The sequence below is a fragment of the Kitasatospora phosalacinea genome, assembly GCF_000717185.1.
Classification (GTDB): Bacteria; Actinomycetota; Actinomycetes; order Streptomycetales; family Streptomycetaceae; genus Kitasatospora; species Kitasatospora phosalacinea_A.
In genome coordinates, this window is the sequence record NZ_JNYE01000006.1 from 67,793 (window position 1) to 83,834 (window position 16,042).

Genomic DNA, 16,042 nt, shown 5'->3' on the forward strand with positions numbered 1-16,042 from the left:
GCGGCGGGCCCGCCGCCGGGCCCACCCGGAGGTGGCGGCCGGGAGCGGGACGTCGTCGCCGGGGGCGGCGGTGGCGAGCGGCCCCGGTCCGGGGCCGGGGTTTCGCGCGCGCGGGGGGGGGTGTCAGCCCGGGTGGTTCTGGCGGGGGAGGGCCAGGGTGACGGTGTCGGCGAACTCGCGGACGGCGCTGGTGCGGGAGACGATCCGGCCGCAGTGGACGACCAGGCGGGAGTGGCCGCCGGAGAGGGCGCCGGTCAGGCTGTCGCCGCGGACGGCGAGGAGTTCGGCGGGGAAGCCGGCGTCGACCCGGACGGGGGGGAGGCCGAGCGTGGTGCGGGCCTGGGTGGAGACGGCGTCGTAGGCGGCTTCGGGGGAGAGCGCGCCGCCCGCGGCGAGGAGTCGGGCGGTGTCCAGCGGGTCGGCCCGGCCGACCGGGTTGGAGGCGTCGCGGAGGGCCCCGGCACCGGCGGTGAGGGCGACCCGGGCCTGGGCGAACTCCCGTACCAGGGCGGGGCGCAGGCCGATCGGGCGGTCTTCGAGGCCGGTGCAGCTGCCGTTCTGCGGCAGGCAGACCACCCGGACGCCCGCGCCGGCCAGGACGTCCGCGCCGCCGGGCGGCAGGGCGCTGCACGGGCCGAGCGCGACCCGGGGCCGGTGCGGGGCGAGGGCGGCGACCAGGCGGGCGAGTTGGGCCCGGTCGGCGGCGTCGGTGTGCAGGTCGACCGGGCAGTCGGCCTCGGCCGCGGCCTCCAGCACGGCCCGGACGTAGCCGACCGGGTCCGGGTCGAGGTCGGGGCAGCCGCCGGCCGCGTCCGCGCCGAGCTTGAGCGCCTCCCGGAGCAGGGCCCGCCCGTCCGCCCCGGCCCGGCCGGTGAGCAGCCGGGGCATGGCGACCGCCTGCAGTTCGGCCAGCCCGCGCAGCGCCTGGCGGGCGGTGAGGACGGCCTCCAGCCGGTGCAGCCCGTGCACGTCGCCGATCCGGACGTGGGTGCGCTGGGCGGTGGCCCCGTAGCCGAGCGAGGTCAGTGCGGACTCGGTGACCCGGCGGACCAGTTCGGCCGGGCCGTCCTCCCCGGGTCCGGGCGGGGGTGCGGCGAACGCGCTGTCGTAGTGCCCGTGCGGTTCGGCGGGGGCGGGCAGCAGCAGGTAGCCGGACAGGTCGATCCGGGCGCCGGTGGTGACCGTCGGCTGCCCGGGCATCGCGGGCAGCGGCCCGAGGCTGCCGACCGTGCCGACGGCCTGGATCCGGTCCCCGCTGATCCGGACGTCCACCACCCGCCCGTCCAGCAGCCGGGCCCCGGTGAGCAGCAGCACCGGCCCGTGCCCGAGCGGGTTGGCGGACGGCGGCGGCTGGGCGCCGTCCTCGCTGCGTTCGCTCATCGGCCCGCTCCTCCAGTCCCGTCGACCGCTCGGCGGCCCCGGGGCCCTGGACGGGGCGGTCGGCCTGCGGCGCACCCGTGGGAGGTCGTCCGAGGGGTCACGTGAGAGATCACTGACGGTCGAGCCTAGGCGGCGGGGAGCCGGGACGGTCGGACGTGGGCCGTCAGGACGTGTCGGGCGGGTTCCGGTTGCGGTGGAGGTCGAACGGGTGTCGGGTGACGGCCCGTCAGTGCGGGCCCGCCGACCTGCGGAGATCCGCGGCGGATACGGATTTCACCTCTGGCCCGGAACCGTGTAATCTCTTCCTCGTTCGCCCCTATAGCTCAGTCGGTAGAGCGTCTCCATGGTAAGGAGAAGGTCTGCGGTTCGATTCCGCATGGGGGCTCTGGTGAAAGGATCCCGCTCCGGTGGGGTTCCGATCATCAAAGCGGTGTAGCTCAGTTGGTAGAGCAAGCGGCTCATAATCGCTGTGTCACCGGTTCAAGTCCGGTCACCGCTACCCCGCGTAGTCGATCGGGGGGATGACTCCCGATCGGCTACTCTTGTCTGTGTTCTTATTCATTGTCCAAGGAAGGCACTCCCGTGGCTGCCACCGATGTCCGCCCGAAGATCACGCTGGCCTGCGTGGAGTGCAAGGAGCGGAACTACATCACCAAGAAGAACCGGCGTAACGACCCGGACCGTCTTGAGATGAAGAAGCACTGCCCGCGTTGCAACTCTCACACGGCGCACCGCGAAACCCGCTGACTTTGCCTCGTACTCCAGGCCGCACCCCGTTCGGGGCGCGGCCTGGAGTCGTTTCTGCATGACGGACCGGACGCACCACCAGAGGAGTTGCACCATGCCACTCGACCCCTCGTTCATCGGGCGGACCTACCCGCCCACCGAGCCGTACGAGGTGGGCCGGGAGAAGATCCGCGAGTTCGCCGCCGCGATCGGTGACGCGAACCCGGCGTACACGGACGTGGAGGCCGCCAAGGCGCTGGGGCACCCGGACGTCGTCGCCCCGCCGACCTTCCCGTTCGTGCTGGGCTTCCGGGCCGCGGCGCAGGTGATCAACGACCCCGAGCTCGGGCTCGACTACAGCCGGGTCGTGCACGGCGACCAGAAGTTCGCCTACACCCGCCCGGTGCGGGCGGGGGACCTGCTCTCCGTCACGGTCTCGATCGACGCGATCAAGTCGCTGGCGGGCAACGACGTGCTGACCGTCCGCGGCGAGGTCGTGGACGCCGGCGGCGAGCACGTGGTGACGTCGATCATGACGCTGGTGGCGCGCGCCGCCGACGAAGCCGGGGAGGAGTGACCGTGGCGGTCCGCTTTGACGAGGTCCAGGTCGGCACCGAGCTGCCGGCGCAGTCCTTCCCGGTGACCCGGGCGACGCTGGTGCAGTACGCCGGTGCCTCCGGGGACTTCAACCCGATCCACTGGAACGAGAAGTTCGCCCTGGAGGTCGGCCTCCCGGACGTGATCGCGCACGGCATGTTCACCATGGCCGAGGCCGCCCGGGTGGTGACCGACTGGGTCGGCGACCCGGCCGCGGTGGTCGAGTACGGCGTCCGCTTCACCAAGCCGGTGGTCGTCCCCAACGACGGCGTCGGCGCGACGGTCGAGGTCACCGCGAAGGTGGCCGCGCTGCTGGAGGACAACCGCGTCCGGGTGGACCTGGTCGCGACCAGCGAGGGGCAGAAGGTCCTGGGCATGGCCCGGGCCGTCGTCCGGCTGGGCTGAGCCCGTCCGAGCCGGTGCGGGTCCCGGGAGCGGGGCCCGCACCGGGCGGCCTTGCAAAGTTATTGGCCAATCACTAATCTGTGGGTGTGGCCAGGAACAGCATGCGGATGTCCGCCGAGGAGCGGCGCGAGAGCGTCGTCCGGGCGGCGATGGTGGAGTTCGCCCGGGGCGGCTACCGGGGCACGTCCACCGAGGCGATCGCCCGCCGGGTGGGCGTCTCGCAGCCGTACCTGTTCCGGCTGTTCCCCAACAAGCAGGCGATCTTCGCGGCGGCGGCCGAGCACTGCATGGAGGAGACCTGGAACGTCTTCGACCGCGCCTCGGAGGGCCTGGCCGGGGAGGCGGCCTGCGACGCGATGGGCGGGGCGTACCTGGGCCTGGTCGAGGACCGGGAGCAGGTGATGATGCAGATGCAGATCTACGTCTCGGTGTTCGCGGCGGAGTCGGCCGGCGACGGCGACATCGGCGAGATGGCGCGGGCGGGCTGGTCACGGCTGTTCGAGCGGATCGAGGAGCGGATCGGCGACCGGGTCAAGGCCACCGAGTTCATGGCGCACGGGATGTTGATCAACACCCTGGTGGCGCTGGGGTACCCGATCGAGCACGGGCTCTGGTCGGCGTTCGTGGAGATGAGCGAGCAGCAGAAGCGGGCCGAGGAGGGCTGAGGCGCTCCGCCGACGGCGGCGGGCGCCCTTTTTTCGGCCCCTGAAAGTTATTGAGCAATCACAACCTATGGGGGAAGCGAGATGAACAGGCAAGCCGTCTGGACCCTGGTGGTCGTCAGCGTGGCCAGCTTCATGGCCGGACTCGACAACCTGGTGGTCACCACCGCACTGCCCGCGATCCGCGCCGACCTGGGCGGCGCCCTCGCCGACCTGGAGTGGACGGTCAGCGCGTACACCCTGACCTTCGCCGTCCTGCTGATGCTCGGCGCCGCCCTCGGCGACCGCTTCGGCCGCCGCCGGATGTTCCTCGGCGGGCTCGCGGTCTTCACCCTCGGCTCGGCGTCCGCGGCCCTCGCCCCGACCATGGGGACGCTGATCGCCGCCCGCGCCGTCCAGGGCGTCGGCGCGGCCGTGATGATGCCGCTCACCCTCACCCTGCTGACCGTCGCGGTGCCCGCCGCCAGGCGCGGCATGGCGTTCGGCATCTGGTCCGGGGTCAGCGGGCTGGCCGTCGCCACCGGGCCGCTGATCGGCGGCAGCCTCACCGAGCGCTTCTCCTGGCAGTGGATCTTCTGGGTGAACGTCCCGGTCGGCCTGCTCCTGCTGCCGCTGGCCCGCGCCGTGCTCGGCGAGAGCCGCGGCGAGCGCCCCCGCCTCGACCTCCCCGGCACCCTGCTGGTCAGCGGCGGCCTCTTCGGCCTCGTCCTCGGCCTGGTCCGCGGCAACCCCGACGGCTGGACCGACCCGCTGGTGCTCACCTCGCTGATCGGCGGCGTCCTGCTACTGGCCGCCTTCGCCGGGTACGAGGCCCGCTTCGCGGAGCGGCCGATGCTGCCGATGCGGCTGTTCCGCAACCGGGCGTTCAGCGCCGTCAACGCGGCCAGCCTGCTGATGTTCCTCGGCATGTTCGGCTCGATCTTCCTGATCAGCCAGTACTTCCAGGGCGTCAACGGCTACACCGCCGAACAGGCCGGCGTCCGGATGCTCCCGTGGACCGCCATGCCGCTGCTGGTCGCCCCGGTCGCCGGGATCCTCACCGACCGGATCGGCGGCCGCCCGATCGTCGTCACCGGACTCGTCCTCCAGGCCCTCGGCCTGCTCGGGGTGGCCCTGCTCGCCGAGCACTCCGCCGGGTACGGGCAGCAGGTCCCGGTCCTGATGGTCTGCGGCATCGGGATGTCCCTCTACTTCGCCCCCACCGCCAACCTGGTGATGGCCAGCGTCCGCCCCGCCGAACAGGGCATCGCCTCCGGGGCGAACAACGCCATGCGGGAGGTCGGCGGCGCCCTCGGCGTGGCCGTGCTCTCCGCGGTCTTCTCCGCCCGGGGCGGCTACGGCAGCACCGACGCCTTCACCGACGGACTCGTCCCCGCGATCGTCGTCGGCGCCCTCGCGATCGGGGGCGGGGCGGTCGCCGCGGCACTCGTCCCGCGACGGCACGGCATGCGGACCGCCGCGGCGGCCCGCCCGGAGACCACCGTTCCGGCCTGACGCGTGACAACGGAGAGAGAAAACGGAGAGAGAAGGAGAACCGCCATGTTCGCCCTGACCCTGCCCTGGACCCCCGGACCCGTCGCGCCGCGGCCGTCGGACCGGCCCGTGGTGATGGCCGCCGAACTGCGGGTGCGCGGGCTGCGGCACGTGCCCGGCTTCCTGCGGCAGTCCCTGGCGGTCCGCGCCCAGGCCCGCCGGGCCCCCGGCTCGCTCGGCGTCACCCTGCGGGCCGCGCCGCTGCGGCGCACCTTCTGGGTGCTCTCCGCCTGGAGCGACCGGGAGGCGCTCACCGCGTTCGTCCGCTCCGACACCCACCGGCGGGCGATGACCGGGCTGCGGCCCGCCATGGAGCACTCCGCGTTCGCCAGATGGGAGGCCGACACCCCGGACGCACCGGAGTGGGCGGAGGCGGACCGGCGGCTCGCGGAGGCCGCGTAGCGCCCCGGGGCCGGGGGCTGCTCCGGGTGCTGTTCGTACGGCCCGGAGCAGCACGGACTTCCCGCCGGGCTCCGGCCGCCGGCAGCTCGGACCCGCCGTTCCCCGAGCCCCTGGAAGCGCGTCCCGCCGTTCCCCCCGGGCTGCCTTAGGCTGGGGCGGTGATCGAGGAGATGGACGCGCCGCTGGCCCCGTTGACGACGCTGCGGTTGGGCGGCCCGGCCCGGCGGCTGGTGACGGCGCAGACGGACGCCGAGGTGGTGGCCGCGGTCCGGGCGGCGGACGCGGCGGGGGAGCCGCTGCTGGTGCTGGGCGGCGGCTCGAACCTGGTGATCGGGGACGCCGGCTTCCCCGGGACGGTGCTGCGGATCGCCACCGAGGGCTTCGCCCTGGACGGCACGCTGCTGGAGCTCGCGGCCGGCGAGGTCTGGTCGGACGCGGTGGCCCGCACCGTCGCCGCCGGGCTGGCCGGGATCGAGTTCCTGGCCGGCATCCCCGGCTCGGCCGGCGCGACGCCGGTGCAGAACGTGGGCGCGTACGGCCAGGAGGTCGCGGAGACCGTTACCGAGGTGGTCGCCTACGACCGCCTGCTCGGCGAGACCGTCACGCTGGCCGCCGGGGACTGCGCCTTCTCCTACCGGCACAGCCGCTTCAAGGCCGACCCGGACCGGTACGTGGTGCTGCGGGTGCGGTTCCGGCTCGCGGACGAGGGCGGGCTGTCCTCGCCGGTGAAGTACGCCGAGGTGGCCCGGTCGATGGGCGTCGAGGCGGGGCAGCGGGTGAAGCTGGGGGACGCCCACGCCGAGGTGCTGCGGCTGCGCGCGGGCAAGGGCATGGTGCTGGACGCGGCCGACCACGACACCTGGTCGGCGGGCTCGTTCTTCACCAACCCGGTCCTCACGGACGACCAGTTCGCCCTGTTCACCGCCCGGTTGGGCGACCTGCGGGCGCCCGCCTACCCGGCGGGCGAGGGCCGCACCAAGACCTCCGCGGCCTGGCTGATCGACAACGCGGGCTTCCGCAAGGGCCACGGCAGCGGCCCGGCGACGCTCTCCACCAAGCACACCCTCGCCCTCACCAACCGCGGCTCGGCCACCACCGAGGACCTGCTCGCCCTGGCCCGCGAGGTGCGGGACGGGGTGCGCGCGGCGTTCGGGGTGGAGCTGGTGAACGAGCCCGTGATGGTGGGCGTCAGCCTCTGAACCTTTCAGGCCGCCGCCCCGCCCGTCGGGCCTAGGCGGGCTCCTCCACCAGCCAGGCGTCGATCTCGCCGAGCAGTTCCTTCACCACGTGCTCGGGAGCCCGCGAGGAGCGGATCGACTGGCGGGCGAGTTCGGCCAGCTCGGCGTCGGTGAAGGCGTGCGCCTCGCGGGCCAGGGCGTACTGGTCGGCCAGCCGGGAGCCGAACAGCAGCGGGTCGTCGGCACCCAGGGCGAGCGGGACGCCCGCCTCGAAGAGGGTGCGCAGCGGTACCTGCTCGGGGCTGTCGTACACGCCGAGGGCGACGTTGGAGGCGGGGCAGACCTCGCAGGTGACCTGCCGGTCGGCGAGGCGCTGGAGCAGCCGCGGGTCCTCGGCGGCGCGCACGCCGTGGCCGATCCGGGCGGCGCCCAGGTCGTCCAGGCAGTCGCGGACGGAGTCGGGCCCGGCGAGCTCGCCGCCGTGCGGGGCGGCGATCAGGCCGCCGCCCCGGGCGATGGCGAAGGCGCGGTCGAAGTCCCGGGCCAGGCCGCGGCGCTCGTCGTTGGAGAGGCCGAAGCCGATCACGCCCTGGTCGGCGTACCGGACGGCGAGCCGGGCCAGCGTCCGGGCGTCCATCGGGGACTTCATCCGGTTCGCGGCGACCAGCACCCGGATGCCGACGCCGGTGGCCCCGGAGGCCTCCCGGACGGCGTCCAGGACCAGCTCCAGGGTCGGGGTCAGGCCGCCGAGCAGCGGCGCGTACGAGGTCGGGTCGACCTGGATCTCCAGCCAGCGGGAGCCGTCGGCGCGCTCGTCCTCGGCGGTCTCCCGGACGAGGCGGCGGATGTCGGACTCGTCGCGCAGGCAGGAGCGGGCGGTGTCGTACAGCCGCTGGAAGCGGAACCAGCCGCGTTCGTCGGTGGCCCGGAGCTTGGGCGGGTGTTCGGAACTGAGCGCCTCGGGCAGCCGGATGCCGTGCTTGTCGGCGAGTTCGAGCAGCGTCGCGGGGCGCATCGAACCGGTGAAGTGCAGGTGCAGGTGGGCCTTCGGAAGGCTCCGGACATCACGCTGGCGATCCATCCGCCGATCCTGCCGCAAAACGCCCGGAAACAGGAACCGCCCCCCGCAGCTCGCCCGATCGGGTGAGGCGCGGGGGGCGGTGCTGACGCGGGGTCAGGCGCGGGGTCAGTCGCGGGCCTCGCCGAGCAGCTTCTGCAGGCGGCTGACGCCCTCGACCAGGTCGGTGTCGCCGAGCGCGTAGGACAGCCGCAGGTAGCCGGGGGTGCCGAAGGCCTCGCCGGGGACGACCGCGACCTCGGCCTCGTCCAGGATCAGCGCGGCCAGCTCGGCGGAGGTCTGCGGGCGCTTGCCGCGGATCTCCTTGCCCAGCAGGCCCTTGACCGACGGGTAGGCGTAGAACGCGCCCTCGGGCTCGGGGCAGAGGACGCCCTCGATCTCGTTCAGCATCGCCACGACCGTGCGGCGGCGGCGGTCGAACGCGGTCTTCATCTCGTCCACCGCGGAGAGGTCCCCGGAGACGGCGGCGAGCGCCGCGCGCTGGGCCACGTTGGAGACGTTCGAGGTGGCGTGCGACTGCAGGTTGGCGGCCGCGTTGACGACGTCCTTCGGGCCGATCAGCCAGCCCACCCGCCAGCCGGTCATCGCGTAGGTCTTGGCCACGCCGTTCACCACGATGCACTTGTCGGCCAGCTCGGGCAGCAGCGCGGGCAGCGAGGTGAAGGTCGCGTCGCCGTAGACCAGGTGCTCGTAGATCTCGTCGGTGAGCACCCACAGGCCGTGCTCCAGCGCCCAGCGGCCGATCGCCTCGGCCTCGGCCTCGGTGTACACCGCGCCGGTCGGGTTGGACGGCGAGACGAACAGCACCACCTTGGTGTTCGCGGTGCGGGCGGCCTCCAGCTGCTCCACCGAGACCTTGTAGCCGGTGGTCTCGTCCGAGACGACCTCGACGGGGGTGCCGCCGGCCAGCTTCACGGCCTCCGGGTAGGTGGTCCAGTACGGCGCCGGGATGATCACCTCGTCACCCGGGTCGAGGATCGCGGCGAAGGCGTTGTAGATCGCCTGCTTGCCGCCGTTGGTCACCAGCACCTGCGAGGCGTCCACCTGGTAGCCGGAGTCGCGGAGCGTCTTGGCGGCGATCGCGGCCTTCAGCTCCGGCAGGCCGCCGGCCGGGGTGTAGCGGTGGTTCGCCGGGTCCTGGCAGGCGGCGACCGCGGCGTCCACGATGTAGCCGGGGGTCGGGAAGTCGGGCTCGCCGGCGCCGAAGCCGATCACCGGGCGCCCGGCGGCCTTGAGGGCCTTGGCCTTGGCGTCGACGGCGAGGGTGGCGGACTCGGCGATGGCGCCGACCCGGGCGGAGACCCGGCGGTCGGCGGGGGAGACGTTCTCGGGGGTGGGTGCGCTCATGCCCTGAATGGTCCCAGACCGCACGGGGGGCGGGCATCGCGGTTTCACCATGCGTCCCGCGGCGTTCCAGCATCCGTACCGCACCCCCGGACGATCTCGGGCGGACGGCGATCGGAGCCGGAGGATCTCGGGTGGAGGGGGGCGAAAGTCGGCGAATGTGGATCTCGGTGAATGAGGTTCGACCAATCGGCGAAGAACCCGTACACTCACTGCTCGATGGCTCCCGAAGTGCGGATCCTTCGGCCGGGTACACCACACGGCCGGGCGGATGCGGTAGGTTGGGGGCCACGCCGGAGCCGCGAGGCTCCGTAGGGCACTAGCTCAATTGGTAGAGCACCGGTCTCCAAAACCGGCGGTTGGGGGTTCGAGTCCCTCGTGCCCTGCTGCTTGATCCGTGCCAAGCCCGTTCGCTCCGCAGAGCGAGCGGGCTTGATGCGGAGAGGGCCCCACCCAGCACAGCTTTCGCCGGATCGCCCGTGCACCAGGCACGGACCTCCGCAGGACCGGGATTCAGGTGAGGACGAGTGACGGAGACCACGGGCTCCACCGCAACGCCTGAGAGCGGCAACCCCGAGGGGGCCGAAGGCGCCGCGGACGAGGCCACCAGCACCGAGGACGGCAAGAAGCCCTCCCGGCGCGAGCGTCGTCGTGCCAACAGGGCCGAGGGCGGCGAGGGCGGCAAGAAGTCCGGCAAGCGGGCCAAGAAGGGCGTCTTCGCCCGGACGGCGATCTTCTACCGCCAGATCATCGCGGAGCTCCGCAAGGTGGTCTGGCCCACCCGCAGCCAGCTGATCCAGTACACCACCGTCGTGGTCACCTTCGTGATCGTGATGATGCTGGTGGTCGCCGGTCTCGACTGGGTCTTCGCGAAGGGCGCCTTCTGGATCTTCGGCTGACGCCCGATCCGGCACCACCCCGCAGGGATCCCCGCCGGTCCCGCACCGAATACTCCACCCCGACCCGGGCCGAATCCTTCGGCCCGGGTCGAGCTGTCGGCGCGAAGGGCCACGGGCGACTACCGTTGAGTCGGTACTGTTGAGGTATCCGTTCCACAACCAGGAAAGAAGCAGCGACCGTGTCTGAGTCCCCCCTGTACGACGCCGACGAGACCGTCCGCGAGGCGGATGTCGCCGCCGAGCTGGACGCGGCCGAGGCTGCCGACGTCGAGGCTGCCGAGGAGATCGTCACCGAGGCGGACGCCGAGGAGGACGAGGTCGAGGCCGCCGACGAGCTGGAGGCGGGCGAGCCCGCCGAGGCCGCCGCCGTGCACGAGGTGGACGGGGCCGAGGCGGAGGCGGAGGAGGCGTTCACCGAGGCGGACGCCGAGGAGGCTGCCGAGGAGCCCGCCGGGGAAGAGGTCGAGAGCGACCCGGTCGCCGAGTTCCGCGAGCAGCTGCGCCGCGCGCCGGGCGAGTGGTACGTCATCCACACCTACGCCGGCTACGAGAACCGGGTGAAGCAGAACCTGGAGCAGCGCTCCGTCTCGCTGAACGTCGAGGACTACATCTTCGAGTCCCAGGTTCCGCAGGAGGAGGTCGTCCAGATCAAGAACGGCGACCGCAAGACCATCCGGCAGAACAAGCTCCCCGGCTACGTGCTGGTCCGGATGGACCTCACCCCGGAGTCCTGGGGCGTCGTGCGCAACACCCCCGGCGTCACCGGCTTCGTCGGCAACGCCTACGACCCGTACCCGCTGACCCTGGACGAGGTCGTCAAGATGCTCGCCCCCGACGTGGAGCGCGCCGCCGCCAAGGAGGCCGGCAAGGCCTCGCCGGTGCGCCCGGTCGAGGTGCAGGTGCTGGACTTCGAGGTCGGCGACTCGGTCACCGTCACCGACGGCCCGTTCGCCACCCTGCAGGCGACCATCAACGAGATCAACCCCGACTCGAAGAAGGTCAAGGGCCTGGTGGAGATCTTCGGCCGGGAGACCCCGGTCGAGCTCTCCTTCGACCAGATCCAGAAGAACTGACCCACGGGTCTCCGGTGCCGGGGCGGGGCGAGAGCCTCCGCCCCGGCACCGTTTTGGTTCCGCGACGCCTGACCAGTTAGCCTGGTCCGATGTGTGTCCTGGCGGCCGGGTTTCGCCCCGGGGCCGGGCACATCAGCAATCACCTCTCGGAAGGACCCGGAGAGACATGCCTCCCAAGAAGAAGAAGGTCACGGGGCTTATCAAGCTCCAGATCAACGCCGGTGCGGCGAACCCGGCCCCGCCGGTCGGCCCCGCGCTCGGCCAGCACGGCGTCAACATCATGGAGTTCTGCAAGGCGTACAACGCGGCCACCGAGTCGCAGCGCGGCATGATCGTGCCGGTGGAGATCACGGTCTACGACGACCGCTCCTTCACCTTCGTCACGAAGACCCCGCCGGCGGCGCGCCTCATCCTGAAGGCCGCGGGCATCGACAAGGGCTCCAAGGAGCCGCACAAGACCAAGGTCGCCAAGCTGACCTCGGCCCAGGTGCGCGAGATCGCCACCACCAAGATGCCCGACCTGAACGCCAACGACCTGGACGCGGCGGAGAAGATCATCGCCGGCACCGCCCGGTCGATGGGCATCACCGTCGAGGGCTGACCAGCCCGTACGTCCCCCGTGGTAGGGCCCAGCGCGGCCCGTTCCCACGAACTCCATTAATCACAGGAGCAGCAGTGAAGCGCAGCAAGGCCCTCAAGGCCGCGGACGCCCAGGTCGACCGCGCCCGGATCTACGCCCCCCTCGAGGCCGTCCGCCTCGCCAAGGCGACCTCCGTCACCAAGTTCGACGGCACCGTCGAGGTCGCCATGCGTCTGGGCGTCGACCCGCGCAAGGCCGACCAGATGGTCCGCAGCACCGTCATCCTCCCGCACGGCACCGGTAAGACCGCTCGGGTCCTGGTCTTCGCGAACGGTGAGCGTGCCGAGGCCGCGCGTGCCGCGGGCGCCGACATCGTCGGCTCCGACGAGCTGATCGACGAGGTCGCCAAGGGTCGTCTGGACTTCGACGCCGTCGTCGCCACCCCGGACCTCATGGGCAAGGTCGGCCGCCTGGGCCGCGTGCTCGGTCCCCGTGGCCTGATGCCGAACCCGAAGACCGGCACCGTGACCCCGGACGTCGTCAAGGCCGTCAACGACATCAAGGGCGGCAAGATCGAGTTCCGCGTCGACAAGCACTCGAACCTGCACCTGATCATCGGCAAGACCTCGTTCACCGACGAGCAGCTGGTCGAGAACTACGCCGCCGCGCTGGAGGAGGTCCTCCGGGCCAAGCCGTCCGCCGCCAAGGGCCGCTACCTGAAGAAGATCGCCTTCTCCACCACCATCGGCCCCGGCATCCAGGTGGACCCGAACCGCACCCGCAACCTCCTCGTCGAGGAGGACCCGGCGGCGGTCTGACCCTGAGTCAGCCCCCTGCGAGGTCATCGCTCACCGGGCCCGCACCCCTCCGGGGGTGCGGGCCCGGTGGCGTTCGGAAAGGGTTTGCGCGCTGGTCGGAGCGGTTCGGTAGAGTCCGCTCTCGTACTTCAGATGAGAATCCGATTAGAGGGGGACCCCCGTGCGCGCACTGCGTACCGTTGCCGTGGCTTGTTTGGCCCTCGGCGCCCTGACCGCCTGCAGCAGCTCCGGTTCGGACAGCTCGACCGACGCCAAGACCGGCACCGGCACCGGGGCCTCGCAGAGCGCCCCGGCCGCGGGCAAGGGCGGCGCCAAGCTGGCGCCCAAGGAGGCCCTGCTGGCCTCCGCCGCGGTCATGGACAAGGCGGGCAGCGCCAAGCTGGTCGTCAAGGGCGGCGACAGCGACGGCACCGCCGACTACGTGTGGAAGGCCCCGGCCTCCTTCCTGCTGGAGATGCAGGAGGACGGCAAGCCGGTCAAGGTCCTCTTCGTCGGCGACCAGATGTACATCGGCGCCACCGAGGACATGGCCGCCCTCGCCCCGGGCAAGAAGTGGATGTCGCTCAGCACCAAGGACTCCTCGGGCGAGGCCGGTGTCGAGGCGGGCACCTTCGCCGCGATGATGCAGCTGATGAACCCGTCGGTGCAGCTGGCCGCCGCCGCGCCCACCGCCACCCTGGTCGGCACCGAGACCGTGGGCGGCCAGAGCGCCACCCACTACCGCAGCGAGATCAAGGTCGACGACCAGATCGCCAAGATGAACCTGGACCCGGCCCTCAAGGCCCAGGTGCAGGCCGAGCTGCAGAAGAAGGGCTCGACCTCCACCGTCGACCTCTGGATCAACGACAAGAACGAGCTGGTCCAGCAGTCCAGCCCGGACCCGGAGGCCGCCGCCGGCTCCGCGCCCGAGGTGATCAGCTACACCGAGCTCGGTTCGGTCAAGGCCACCCCGGCCCCGGCCGCGGCCGAGGTCTTCTCGCTCTCGGACCTGATGCAGCAGTAGCCGTGAGGCCGCGGCCCGCCCGGCCCGGGGGTGACTCCGGGGCCGGGCGGGCCGCATGGCATGGTGAGGGGACCGGACGGCGGCGGCAGGAGGAGGGACCGATGGGCGCACGGGCGCGCGGGGCCGGAGCCCTCCTGGCGGTCGCCCTGCTCGTCGGAACGGCCGCCGGCTGCACCGGCTCGGACCGGACGCCCGACCGCGCCGAGCCCTCCACCGCCGCCCCGAGCACCGCGCAGCCCAGCCCCACCGACCGCTCCCCGCACGGGGTGCTGCTCTCCGCCCAGCTGGTGCTGCACGACGCCCGGCGCGCCGGGTACACCGCGGTGCTGGGCGGCCAGGGGGCCAAGGGCGAGCTGTTCTGGGCGCCCAAGACCGTGCTGAAGTACCAGGCCGACGCGGAGAACCGGGTGCTGATGGTGCTGGACACCTCCGCCTACCTGGGCGGCGACCCGGAGAGCGCGGCCAGGCTCGGCGGCCCGCACTGGCAGAAGTTCTCCAACGGCCGGATCCCGTACGGCGACCTGATCGACCGGCTCAGCCCGGTGGTCGCGGTCGCCGCCGCCGCGGCCGCCGAGGACCCGCAGCTGGTCGGCGAGGAGGAGCTGCTCGACGGCACCGCCGAGCACTACCGGGTCACCGTGACGGCCGCCCGGTACGCCGCCGCGCAGACCCAGCTCGACCCGGCCCGGCGGCAGGCCCTGGAGGCCGCGCTGGGTGCCGGCGACGTGGTGCTCGACCTGTGGCTCGACGACAGCGACCGGCTGGTGCGGCTGCGCCGGGCCGCCGCCGAGGTCGACACCGTGGACTACGACGAGTTCGGCAGCTCCGCGCTCTCCGTCCAGGCCCCCGCCGAGGCCGACGTCGCGCCCGGCACCGACGCCAGCCCGCCGGCGTTCCCCTAGGACGATTTGGTCAAACCCGTCCCGTCCCGTTAGGCTGGCCGAGCCAAAGACCGCTGGTTGTCGCCGTGCGCCCGAGAGGGTGGGCGGGGCCGAAGGGTCCGCACCCGTTGCGGATCGCCCGCGCAGGTTGTGGAGCCAAGTGAAGATCTCCGGGCCGTTCCGGTCCGTCGAGGTCGTTGCGAGCCCCGTGTGCCTGCGCACCGGGGCTTCTTCGTTTCCTGGGGTCCGAGGCGTTGGATGGTCGACTTCTCGAAGGTCGGCCCGACTTCGACATCACGGAAGGAGGCGTAAGCCTATGGCCAGGCCCGACAAGGCTGCCGACGTCGCCGAGATCACGGACAAGTTCCGTGCCTCCAGCGCCGCCGTTCTGACCGAGTACCGCGGTCTCACGGTGAAGCAGCTGAAGACGCTGCGTCGCTCGCTCGGCGGCAACGCCGATTACGCCGTGGTGAAGAACACGCTGACCAAGATCGCGGCCAACGAGGCCGGGATCTCCGAGCTGGACGACCTGTTCGCCGGCCCGACGGCTGTCGCCTTCGTCACCGGTGACCCGGTGGAGTCGGCGAAGGCTCTGCGTGACTTCGCCAAGGAGAACCCTGCTCTCATCATCAAGGGCGGTGTCCTTGACGGTAAGGCGCTGTCCGCCGATGAGATCAAGAAGCTCGCGGACCTCGAGTCCCGCGAGGTGCTGCTCGCCAAGCTGGCGGGTGCCCTGAAGGCCAAGCCCTCCCAGGCTGCCGCCGTGTTCCAGGCGCTCCCGTCCAAGCTCGTTCGCACCGTGGAAGCGCTGCGCGAGAAGGTCGAGCAGGGCGGTGCCGGTACTCCGGCTCCCGCCGAGGACGCGGAGTAACCACTCCTCGTCCCAGCGGGCCCGTATGCACGCCCGCCAATCCGTACATCCGGCACCTGCCGATTTAGTGGAAGGACGCCAATCATGGCGAAGCTCAGCACCGAGGACCTGCTCGAGCAGTTCGAGGGCATGACCCTGATCGAGCTCTCCGAGTTCGTGAAGGCCTTCGAGGAGAAGTTCGACGTCACCGCCGCCGCCCCGGTCGCCGTTGCCGCTGCCGGCGCCGGCCCGGCCGCCGCTGAGGCCGTCGAGGAGCAGGACGAGTTCGACGTCATCCTCGACGGTGCCGGCGACAAGAAGATCCAGGTCATCAAGGAGGTGCGCGCCCTCACCTCCCTCGGCCTGAAGGAGGCCAAGGACCTCGTCGACACCGCTGGTGCCAAGGTTCTGGAGAAGGTCGCCAAGGACGTCGCCGAGAAGGCGAAGGCCCAGCTCGAGGGCGCGGGCGCCAGGGTCACCGTCAAGTGACCCGTTCCTCTCGCTGAGAGGTTCTCTTCCGGGCCCTCCGGTCTGTTGCTCCTGATGGCCCAAGCGGGACTCGGCTCCTGTCGGGGTCCGGGGGTAGGGTGATCGCTGTCCGTCGGCCCCCGGGCGCAGGCAGCGTGTAACGCG

At 72.1% G+C, this 16,042-nt stretch carries 18 protein-coding genes and 3 tRNA genes; 18 read left to right on the forward strand and 3 right to left on the reverse strand.

All coding sequences use genetic code 11. The features are described 5' to 3' along the window. Window positions 1-123: 123 nt before the first annotated feature. Window positions 124-1,380, reverse strand: a complete 1,257-nt coding sequence (locus tag OO57_RS04155) for a hydrolase (protein ID WP_033250883.1) — start codon at window positions 1,378-1,380, stop codon at window positions 124-126. A 312-nt stretch (window positions 1,381-1,692) separates the two neighbouring features. Between OO57_RS04155 and OO57_RS04160 the strand changes: the two genes are divergently transcribed. From OO57_RS04160 to OO57_RS04195, 9 genes are all read left to right on the forward strand, one after another. Continuing rightward, window positions 1,693-1,765 (forward strand) — tRNA-Thr (locus tag OO57_RS04160). A gap of 41 nt (window positions 1,766-1,806) precedes the next feature. Next, window positions 1,807-1,879, forward strand: a tRNA-Met gene (locus OO57_RS04165). A gap of 83 nt (window positions 1,880-1,962) precedes the next feature. Continuing rightward, on the forward strand, window positions 1,963-2,127 hold the full coding sequence (gene rpmG / locus OO57_RS40635; RefSeq protein WP_006604855.1) for a 50S ribosomal protein L33: 165 nt from the start codon (window positions 1,963-1,965) through the stop codon (window positions 2,125-2,127). Window positions 2,128-2,221: 94 nt separating this feature from the next. Then, window positions 2,222-2,683: a MaoC family dehydratase N-terminal domain-containing protein gene (locus tag OO57_RS04170; RefSeq protein WP_033250884.1), complete on the forward strand. Its 462-nt coding sequence runs from the start codon at window positions 2,222-2,224 to the stop codon at window positions 2,681-2,683. Beyond that, window positions 2,680-3,108, forward strand: coding sequence for a MaoC family dehydratase (locus tag OO57_RS04175; RefSeq protein ID WP_033250885.1), 429 nt, complete (start codon window positions 2,680-2,682; stop codon window positions 3,106-3,108). The genes OO57_RS04170 and OO57_RS04175 overlap by 4 nt, the downstream gene beginning before the upstream one ends. 101 nt (window positions 3,109-3,209) lie before the next feature. Then, window positions 3,210-3,773, forward strand: a complete 564-nt coding sequence (locus tag OO57_RS04180; protein WP_234337220.1) for a TetR/AcrR family transcriptional regulator — start codon at window positions 3,210-3,212, stop codon at window positions 3,771-3,773. An 81-nt stretch (window positions 3,774-3,854) separates the two neighbouring features. Beyond that, window positions 3,855-5,264, forward strand: coding sequence for a DHA2 family efflux MFS transporter permease subunit (locus OO57_RS04185; RefSeq protein ID WP_033250887.1), 1,410 nt, complete (start codon window positions 3,855-3,857; stop codon window positions 5,262-5,264). A 45-nt stretch (window positions 5,265-5,309) separates the two neighbouring features. Beyond that, window positions 5,310-5,705, forward strand: a complete 396-nt coding sequence (locus OO57_RS38315) for an antibiotic biosynthesis monooxygenase (protein ID WP_063737488.1) — start codon at window positions 5,310-5,312, stop codon at window positions 5,703-5,705. A gap of 161 nt (window positions 5,706-5,866) precedes the next feature. Next, a complete protein-coding gene (locus OO57_RS04195) occupies window positions 5,867-6,904 on the forward strand; it encodes a UDP-N-acetylmuramate dehydrogenase (protein WP_033250957.1) in 1,038 nt (345 codons plus the stop codon). 31 nt (window positions 6,905-6,935) lie between these two features. Here the strand turns inward: OO57_RS04195 and OO57_RS04200 are convergent, their stop codons facing one another. Continuing rightward, complete coding sequence (locus OO57_RS04200; RefSeq protein ID WP_033250888.1) at window positions 6,936-7,964, reverse strand: adenosine deaminase; 1,029 nt, start codon at window positions 7,962-7,964, stop codon at window positions 6,936-6,938. Window positions 7,965-8,069: 105 nt separating this feature from the next. Further along, window positions 8,070-9,308 carry a pyridoxal phosphate-dependent aminotransferase gene (locus OO57_RS04205; RefSeq protein ID WP_033250889.1) on the reverse strand — a complete coding sequence of 413 codons (1,239 nt, stop codon included), beginning with the start codon at window positions 9,306-9,308 and terminating at the stop codon, window positions 8,070-8,072. Between the two features lie 310 nt (window positions 9,309-9,618). On the opposite strand from OO57_RS04205, the gene OO57_RS04210 reads away from it, so the two are divergent. The 9 genes from OO57_RS04210 to rplL all read left to right on the forward strand — a co-directional run bounded on the left by OO57_RS04210 (window position 9,619) and on the right by rplL (window position 15,898). Then, window positions 9,619-9,691 (forward strand) — tRNA-Trp (locus tag OO57_RS04210). 141 nt (window positions 9,692-9,832) lie between these two features. Continuing rightward, window positions 9,833-10,204 carry a preprotein translocase subunit SecE gene (gene secE / locus OO57_RS04215; protein WP_033250890.1) on the forward strand — a complete coding sequence of 124 codons (372 nt, stop codon included), beginning with the start codon at window positions 9,833-9,835 and terminating at the stop codon, window positions 10,202-10,204. A gap of 179 nt (window positions 10,205-10,383) precedes the next feature. After that, window positions 10,384-11,277 carry a transcription termination/antitermination protein NusG gene (gene nusG, locus OO57_RS04220; protein WP_033250891.1) on the forward strand — a complete coding sequence of 298 codons (894 nt, stop codon included), beginning with the start codon at window positions 10,384-10,386 and terminating at the stop codon, window positions 11,275-11,277. Between the two features lie 166 nt (window positions 11,278-11,443). Next, on the forward strand, window positions 11,444-11,878 hold the full coding sequence (rplK, locus tag OO57_RS04225; protein WP_030457453.1) for a 50S ribosomal protein L11: 435 nt from the start codon (window positions 11,444-11,446) through the stop codon (window positions 11,876-11,878). A 74-nt stretch (window positions 11,879-11,952) separates the two neighbouring features. Further along, window positions 11,953-12,675 (forward strand): 50S ribosomal protein L1, encoded by a 723-nt coding sequence (gene rplA, locus OO57_RS04230; RefSeq protein ID WP_033250892.1) that lies wholly within the window; start codon window positions 11,953-11,955, stop codon window positions 12,673-12,675. A 184-nt stretch (window positions 12,676-12,859) separates the two neighbouring features. Beyond that, window positions 12,860-13,678 carry a hypothetical protein gene (locus tag OO57_RS04235; RefSeq protein WP_158715017.1) on the forward strand — a complete coding sequence of 273 codons (819 nt, stop codon included), beginning with the start codon at window positions 12,860-12,862 and terminating at the stop codon, window positions 13,676-13,678. Window positions 13,679-13,779: 101 nt separating this feature from the next. Beyond that, on the forward strand, window positions 13,780-14,580 hold the full coding sequence (locus tag OO57_RS04240; protein ID WP_033250894.1) for a hypothetical protein: 801 nt from the start codon (window positions 13,780-13,782) through the stop codon (window positions 14,578-14,580). A 295-nt stretch (window positions 14,581-14,875) separates the two neighbouring features. After that, a complete protein-coding gene (gene rplJ / locus OO57_RS04245; RefSeq protein ID WP_014136320.1) occupies window positions 14,876-15,430 on the forward strand; it encodes a 50S ribosomal protein L10 in 555 nt (184 codons plus the stop codon). A gap of 81 nt (window positions 15,431-15,511) precedes the next feature. After that, the gene (gene rplL, locus OO57_RS04250) at window positions 15,512-15,898 is read left to right on the forward strand and encodes a 50S ribosomal protein L7/L12 (RefSeq protein ID WP_199811194.1); all 387 of its coding nucleotides are present in this window, start codon (window positions 15,512-15,514) and stop codon (window positions 15,896-15,898) included. The last annotated feature ends 144 nt before the right edge of the window (window positions 15,899-16,042 follow it).

Bases quoted from the DNA above. Each gene is read 5' to 3' on its own strand.
- OO57_RS04155 (WP_033250883.1), bottom strand. From the start codon at position 1,380: ATGAGCGAACGCAGCGAGGACGGCGCCCAGCCGCCGCCGTCCGCCAAC.
- OO57_RS04170 (WP_033250884.1), top strand. From the start codon at position 2,222: ATGCCACTCGACCCCTCGTTCATCGGGCGGACCTACCCGCCCACCGAG.
- OO57_RS04180 (WP_234337220.1), top strand. From the start codon at position 3,210: ATGCGGATGTCCGCCGAGGAGCGGCGCGAGAGCGTCGTCCGGGCGGCG.
- OO57_RS04185 (WP_033250887.1), top strand. From the start codon at position 3,855: ATGAACAGGCAAGCCGTCTGGACCCTGGTGGTCGTCAGCGTGGCCAGC.
- OO57_RS38315 (WP_063737488.1), top strand. From the start codon at position 5,310: ATGTTCGCCCTGACCCTGCCCTGGACCCCCGGACCCGTCGCGCCGCGG.
- OO57_RS04200 (WP_033250888.1), bottom strand. From the start codon at position 7,964: ATGGATCGCCAGCGTGATGTCCGGAGCCTTCCGAAGGCCCACCTGCAC.
- OO57_RS04205 (WP_033250889.1), bottom strand. From the start codon at position 9,308: ATGAGCGCACCCACCCCCGAGAACGTCTCCCCCGCCGACCGCCGGGTC.
- rplK (WP_030457453.1), top strand. From the start codon at position 11,444: ATGCCTCCCAAGAAGAAGAAGGTCACGGGGCTTATCAAGCTCCAGATC.
- OO57_RS04240 (WP_033250894.1), top strand. From the start codon at position 13,780: ATGGGCGCACGGGCGCGCGGGGCCGGAGCCCTCCTGGCGGTCGCCCTG.
- rplJ (WP_014136320.1), top strand. From the start codon at position 14,876: ATGGCCAGGCCCGACAAGGCTGCCGACGTCGCCGAGATCACGGACAAG.